Here is a 6485-nt window from a genome sequence, read left to right on the forward strand (position 1 = left end):
CTTGCAGGGGATGCCTGCAATCTAGCAGCCGCACATGGCAGGCACGATCGGCAAACCCCCAGCCGGGTCGTCATCGCCTGCGCGCCGGCACCGGCGCGGGCCTCGGCCCACGCCGGTCACGGCCTACTTGCCGATCCAGCCGTCCAGCAGGTCCGCAAATTCGTCGGCGTGCTCTTCTTCCTGGGCCAGGATTTCTTCCAGGATGCGCTTGGTCGTCGTGTCCCGGTCGCCCACGAAGTTGATCATTTCCCGGTAGCTGTCGATGGCGATGCGCTCGGCGATCAGGTTCTCGCGGACCATGTCGCGCAGGTCCTTGCCTTCCTTGTACTCGGCATGCGAACGCGCGGTCAGCGTGGCCGGGTTGAGGTCCGGCTCGCCGCCCAGCTGCACGATGCGTTCGGCCAGCTTGCCGGCGTGGGCCTGCTCCTGCTGGGCGTGCTCCAGGAACTCGGCCTTGATCGAATCGGCCAGCATGCCCTTGGCCATGAAGTAATGGCGGTAGTAGCGCAGCACGCACACGTACTCGGTGGCCAGGGCCGCGTTGAGCAGCTTGATCACCGCCTTGCGGTCGGCGGTGTAGGTGTCGGTGATCGCACCGTCCTCGATGTCGCGGCGGGCGCGGGCGCGCAGGGTGGCCGTATCGCTGATGCCGGCCGGCGCGGCGGGCGCCTTGGGCGTGGCGGCGGGGCTGGCACTGGCGGGGCTGGACGCGGGTTGGGTCTTCTTGGCTGGCTTTGACATGGCTGGCCGGTTTCCTTTGTTGCGGGGGACTACTGGGGAAGGTGCTCCAGCACGTGCTGCGCGGAAGACACCTCGAACTTGCCGGGTTCCTCGATGAACGTCTGGCGGACCACGCCGTCCTCGACATACAGCGCGAAACGGCGCGAGCGCTGGCCCATGCCCGAACTGCTGGCATCCATCTCCAGGCCCAGCGCGCGGGTGAAGTCGCCGTTGCCGTCGGAGAGCATCTGCAGCCCGTCGGGCACGTGCTGGCTCTCGCCCCAGGCCTTCATCACGAACGGGTCGTTGACGGCCATGCAGAACACGTCGATGCCGCGATGGCGGAACGCGGCGAAGTGCTCCACGTAGCCGGGCAGGTGCCGGGCCGAACAGGTGGGGGTGAACGCGCCGGGCACGGCGAACAGCACCGCACGCCGGCCGTCGAACAGGGCATGGGTGTCGAGGGTCTCCATGCCCTCGCGGATGCGCTTGAGGGTCACTTCGGGAATGCGGTCGCCAACGTGGATGGTCATGCGGACTCCTTGGACGGATGCAGCGTAATCAGCGGCATGGAACGGCGGCGTCAAAACGTTGAAAACCACGGCCGCCGCCCCATCTGGCGGGCAGCGGGAAGCGGCCAGGCCCAGCATGGCCCGGTCCGCACCGCCGCGCATTGCGCTGGATCATTCGGCCGCGTCACGGCACGCCCCGGGCGGCAACCGCTAGAATTGCCGGGACGGTGCCCGCCGGCGCGGGCGACCGAACTTATTCGAGGTGTATCGATGGAATTCAAGGACTACTACGCCACGCTCGGGGTGGAACCGAGCGCGGGCGATGCCGAAATCAAGACCGCCTACCGCCGGCTGGCGCGCAAGTACCACCCCGACGTCAGCAAGGAAGCCGGGGCCGAGGACAAGTTCAAGGCGGTCAACGAGGCTTACGAGGCCCTGCGCGACCCGCAGAAGCGCGCCGCCTACGACCAGCTCAAGGCCCAGGGCTACCGCCCGGGCGAGGAGTTCCATGCCCCGCCCAACCATGGCGGCGGCCAGGGCTTCGACTATGAAGAAGTGTTCGGCGGCGGCGCCGGCGGTGGCGGCTTCAGCGACTTCTTCGAAAGCCTGTTCGCGCGCCAGCGCGGCGGCGGTGGTGGGCGCGCCAGTGGTTTCGGCGGCGGACAGGGCCCGCAGCCCACCCGTGATACCCGCGCCAAGCTGTCGGTGCCGCTGGAGGCCGCCCACCAGGGCGACAGCCTGCGCATCAACGTCAACGGCAAGCAGCTGGACGTGCGCGTGCCCAAGGGCATCCGTCCCGGCCAGGTGATCCGGCTGGGCGGGCAGGGCACCGGGGGCGGCAACCTGCTGCTGGAAGTGGAATACGCCGAGCACCCGCAGTTCGAAGTGGATGGCCGCAACATCCTCTACACCCTGCAGGTCACGCCGTGGCAGGCCGCGCTGGGCACCAGCATCAGCGTGCCCACGCTGGGGGGCTCGGTGGAGTTGAAGGTGCCGGGCGAGTCCGATGCCGGGCGCAAGCTGCGCCTGCGCGGGCGCGGCCTGCCGGGCACGCCTGATGGCGATCAGATCGTCGAGCTGGAGATCGTGGCCCCGGCCCCGACCGAGGAAGCGCAGAAGAAGGCCTACAAGGCGTTGGCCAAGGCATTCGGCGAAAAAGCATAAGCGCGTGGTGCCGGCCGTTGGCCGGCAACCTCATGCCAGTCGGTTGACCCTGCCGCCGTGCTCAAGCCGCCGGCGGTTCCTGGTTGCTGAAGACCCGCTCCAGCACCTCGGACAGCTCGTCTTCGGAGAACGGCTTGGTGATGTAGGCCTTGGCGCCCTGGCGCATGCCCCACATGCGGTCGGTGTCCTGGTCCTTGGTGGTCACCAGGATCACCGGGATGTGCTTGGTGGTGGCATCGCGGGCCAGCGTGCGCGTGGCCTGGAAACCGTTGAGGTTGGGCATCACTACATCCATCAGGACCAGATCGGGCAACTGCGCCTTGGCCGCTTCCACGCCGGCCGCGCCGTCGGTGGCGGTCAGGATCTGGTGCCCCAGCTTCTCGACGATGCGCTGTATCCCCAACAGCTGCGACGGCGAATCGTCGACGATCAGAATGCGTGCCATGTTGTTCCCCATGTGATGCCCGCAGTGTAGTGCGCCGCGCGCGTGGCCGGGAAGCGCCCGGCCTGCCGTCCGTCGCCCGCCTGCGACGCTCAGTCGATCCGCACCACCGTGCGCCCCAGCGATTGGCCGGCCAGCATCGCCTCGAACACGTCAGGCAATCCGTCCAGGGTGACTTCGCGCGTGCAGATCGCGGCCAGGTGCTGCGGTTTCCACGCCCCGGCCAGGCGTTGCCACACCTGTTCGCGCAGCGCGCGCGGCGCGGCCGCCGAGGACACCCCCAGCAGCGACACCCCGCGCAGGATGAAGGGCATGACCGTCATGTCCAGCGCCGGGCTGGCGGCCAACCCGGCACTGACCACGCTGCCGTAGGGCACCGTCTGCGCCAGCAGGCTGGCGAGCATCGGTCCGCCGGCGTTGTCCAGGCCACCGCCGAAACGGGCCGACGCCATCGGCGCGGTGGTGGCCAGCGCATCGCGTGGCAGCACCTCGCGCGCGCCCAGCCCGCGCAGGAAATCGGCCTGGTCGGCCTTGCCGCTGATCGCATGCACCTCGAAGCCGGCCTGGCTGAAAATGTCCACCGCCAGCGAGCCCACGCCGCCGGTGGCGCCGGTCACCGCCAGTGGACCGTGCGCGGGGGTGAGCCGGTTGTCGGTCATGCGCAGCAGCGCCAGCGCCGCGGTGAAACCGGCCGTGCCCAGCACCATGGCCTCGCGTGGGCTGAGCCCGGCCGGCTGGGCGATCACCGCGCTCGCTTCCAGCCGCACATACTGGCTGTAGCCGCCATCGCGGGTCTCGCTGAGCCCGCAGCCGGTGGCCAGCACCGCATCGCCCTCGCGCCAGGCCGGGTCGGTGGAGGCCACCACCGTGCCGGCCACGTCGATCCCGCCCACCAGCGGGAACCGGCGCAGGATGCGGCCCGTGCCGGTCCCGGCCAGGGCATCCTTGTAGTTCACCGAGGACCACCCGGCGCGGATCACCACCTCGCCCGGGTTGAGCTGGTCCAGCCCGATCGCCTCGATCCCGCTGCGGTGGCCGCGGTCGTCCTGGTGGATGCGGAAGGCGTTGAACCGGTCGGGAAGGGCCATGGAGGGGTGCCGGAGGGGGAGGGGAAGGCCACCTTACCCGCTGCCGGGCCCGGCGGGCGCGACGGGATGAATCGCGCCCGGCTGCGCGCCGGCCCTTCCAATCCTGTCGGTCGGCCCCATCTTGTAGAATCGAGCAGGATTCACGGTTGACGGTGCGGAATGACCCGCAGGCAACCTTTCACTGATGGAGCGTGCATGGCCTGGAATACACCCGGCGGCAACAAGGGCGGACAAGGTCCCGACGAGAATCGACGGGGGCCGTTTGGACCCCGCGGTAGCGGCAATGGCGGCGGATGGGGCGGTTTTCCCGGGCCGCTCAAGGACCTGTTCGATGGCGGCATCCTGCGCTGGGTGGCCGTTGCAGTGGTGTTGCTGCTGCTGTTCTCCAGCTTCCAGCTGATCGGCGAGCAGCAGCGCGGCGTGGTCCTGCGCTTCGGCCAGTTCTCGCGCATCCTGGGGCCCGGCCCGAACTTCAAGCTGCCCTGGCCGATCGAGTCGGTGAGCAAGGTCAACGCCACCCAGATCAAGACCTTCAGCAGCCAGGTGCCGGTGCTGACCCGTGACGAGAACATCGTCAACGTCTCGGTCAACGTGCAGTACCGCATCGCCGATCCGCAGAAGTACCTGTTCGGCTCGGTCTCGGCCGACCAGGTGCTGGAGCAGTCGGCCCAGAGCGCGGTGCGCGAGCAGGTCGGCCGCGCCGATCTCAACACGGTGCTCAACAACCGTGGCCCGCTGGCCGTGGTCGCCGAACAGCGCCTGGAAGCGGCACTGCAGGCCTACCAGACCGGCCTGGTCGTGACCGGCATGACCCTGCCCGACGCGCGCCCGCCGGAAGAAGTGAAGCCGGCCTTCGACGAGGTCAACGGCGCCCAGCAGGTCAAGGAGCGCCTGATCAACGAAGCCCAGGCCTATGCGGCCAAGGTCGTGCCCGAAGCGCGTGGCCAGGCCTCGCGTGCCCGCACAACCGCCGAGGGCTACAAGCAGGCGATGGTGTCCAAGGCCCAGGGTGATGCCGAGCGCTTCAGCCTGCTGCAGGTGCAGTACAAGGATGCCCCGGAAGTCACCCGCAAGCGGCTGTGGCTGGAAACGGTGGAGCAGGTGCTGTCGCAGAACCGCAAGATCATCGGTGGCGATGGCCGCCAGCTGATCTACGTGCCGATGCCCGGCGATACCCGCACCGGCGCGGCCGCTACGTCGGCCCCGGCGGTCACCCCGGAAGTGATGCTGCCCTCGCTGCCGGCCAGCACGCCGGTGGATGGCGTGCGCAATACCGAACGCCCGACCACCCGCCCGACCGGTCGTGAAGGAGTCAGCCGATGAAGAGTTCCCTTTGGATCGGGCTGGCCGTGGCCGCCCTGCTGGGCCTGCTGGGCTCGGTCTACGTGGTCCGTGAGGACCAGACCGCGATGGTGCTCAACCTGGGCAAGGTGGTCCGTGCCGACATCAAGCCGGGCCTGCACTTCAAGGTGCCGTTGGTGGAGTCGGTGCGCGTGTTCGACCGCCGCTTCCAGGTGCTGGACACCGCGCCGGCCCGCTACTTCACCGCCGAGCAGAAGGACGTCAGCGTCGACTTCTTCGCCATCGGCCGCATCTCCGACGTGCGCAGCTACTACCGCGCCACCGGCGGCGATGCGACCCTGGCCAATGCCCGGCTGGCGCCGATCATCACCGACTCGCTGCGCAACCAGATCAACTCGCGCACGTTGCAGCAGCTGGTGTCCGGCGACCGCAGCGAGCTGATCGCCAACCAGCTGACCGGCATCAACAAGGCCGTCAAGGAACTGGGCATGGAAATCATCGACCTGCGCATCAAGCAGATCGACCTGCCCACCGACAGCCAGGTCATCAACGATGTGTACGAGCGCATGCGCGCCCAGCGCAAGCAGGAGGCCGCCAAGCTGCGCGCCGAGGGCGAGGAGCAGTCGCTGACGATCCGCGCCCAGGCCGACCGCGACAGCACGGTGATCGTGGCCGAAGCCGAACGCGATGCCCAGCAGTTGCGCGGTGCCGGCGATGCCGAAGCCGCCCGCATCTACGGCAAGGCCGGTGCGGCCGACCCGTCGTTCTATGCCTTCTACCGCAGCCTGGAGGCCTACCGGGGCTCCATGTCCGACGGCAACGGCGTGATCGTGCTCGACAAGAACGACCCGTTCCTGCAGTACCTCAAAAGCGACCGCTGAGGCGGGACGCGGCAACACCCCACGGGGACCCGGTGCAGACCGGGTCCCCGTTTCATGTCTGGAGCTGTGATGAAAGAGCTGTTCTCGGCCCTGTGCCTGGTCGCCATCCTCGAGGGCCTGTTCCTGTTCGCCGCGCCGCTGGCGTGGAAGCGGATGGCCGAGCAGCTGCTGATGCTGCGCAGCGCCGCCCTGCGCACCTGGGGCGGGGCGATCCTGCTGGTGGGCCTGACCACCCTGTGGTGGCTCAAGCACTAGGCAGTGCCGGCCCCCCGCCCCGCCACGGCGGGTGCAGCCCACCGGCCAGCGGGGGGCCCCGGGCCCCCAAAACCCGGCACATGCACCCAAGCCGGCCGGGCCACCCCGGGCGGGGGTGTGC

Annotated in this window: 8 protein-coding genes; 4 read left to right on the forward strand and 4 right to left on the reverse strand. The window is 69.1% G+C overall.

The window, feature by feature from the left end; translation table 11 throughout:
• Positions 1 to 123 precede the first annotated feature (123 nt).
• Both RSA25_RS04810 and RSA25_RS04815 read right to left on the reverse strand, forming a co-directional pair.
• A complete protein-coding gene (locus tag RSA25_RS04810) occupies positions 124 to 741 on the reverse strand; it encodes a ferritin-like domain-containing protein (RefSeq protein ID WP_332807768.1) in 618 nt (205 codons plus the stop codon).
• 29 nt (positions 742 to 770) lie between these two features.
• Positions 771 to 1253, reverse strand: a complete 483-nt coding sequence (locus RSA25_RS04815) for a peroxiredoxin (protein WP_332807769.1) — start codon at positions 1251 to 1253, stop codon at positions 771 to 773.
• 249 nt (positions 1254 to 1502) lie between these two features.
• Between RSA25_RS04815 and RSA25_RS04820 the strand changes: the two genes are divergently transcribed.
• Positions 1503 to 2396 (forward strand): DnaJ C-terminal domain-containing protein, encoded by an 894-nt coding sequence (locus RSA25_RS04820; protein WP_332807770.1) that lies wholly within the window; start codon positions 1503 to 1505, stop codon positions 2394 to 2396.
• A gap of 61 nt (positions 2397 to 2457) precedes the next feature.
• Here RSA25_RS04820 and pilH read toward each other — a convergent pair whose 3' ends face one another.
• Together pilH and RSA25_RS04830 are read right to left on the reverse strand one after the other, a co-directional pair.
• Positions 2458 to 2841 carry a twitching motility response regulator PilH gene (pilH, locus tag RSA25_RS04825; RefSeq protein WP_332807771.1) on the reverse strand — a complete coding sequence of 128 codons (384 nt, stop codon included), beginning with the start codon at positions 2839 to 2841 and terminating at the stop codon, positions 2458 to 2460.
• An 89-nt stretch (positions 2842 to 2930) separates the two neighbouring features.
• Positions 2931 to 3926, reverse strand: a complete 996-nt coding sequence (locus RSA25_RS04830; protein ID WP_332807772.1) for a YhdH/YhfP family quinone oxidoreductase — start codon at positions 3924 to 3926, stop codon at positions 2931 to 2933.
• Positions 3927 to 4121: 195 nt separating this feature from the next.
• Between RSA25_RS04830 and hflK the strand changes: the two genes are divergently transcribed.
• The 3 genes from hflK (at position 4122) to RSA25_RS04845 (ending at position 6364) form a co-directional block, all read left to right on the forward strand.
• The gene (hflK, locus tag RSA25_RS04835; protein ID WP_332807773.1) at positions 4122 to 5249 is read left to right on the forward strand and encodes an FtsH protease activity modulator HflK; all 1128 of its coding nucleotides are present in this window, start codon (positions 4122 to 4124) and stop codon (positions 5247 to 5249) included.
• The gene (locus RSA25_RS04840; RefSeq protein ID WP_332807774.1) at positions 5246 to 6109 is read left to right on the forward strand and encodes a protease modulator HflC; all 864 of its coding nucleotides are present in this window, start codon (positions 5246 to 5248) and stop codon (positions 6107 to 6109) included. Before hflK ends, RSA25_RS04840 begins: the two co-directional genes overlap by 4 nt.
• Before the next feature lie 69 nt (positions 6110 to 6178).
• Complete coding sequence (locus tag RSA25_RS04845; RefSeq protein ID WP_332807775.1) at positions 6179 to 6364, forward strand: DUF2065 family protein; 186 nt, start codon at positions 6179 to 6181, stop codon at positions 6362 to 6364.
• The last annotated feature ends 121 nt before the right edge of the window (positions 6365 to 6485 follow it).

This window comes from Stenotrophomonas sp. (genome assembly GCF_036662295.1).
Taxonomy (GTDB): Bacteria; Pseudomonadota; Gammaproteobacteria; order Xanthomonadales; family Xanthomonadaceae; genus Stenotrophomonas.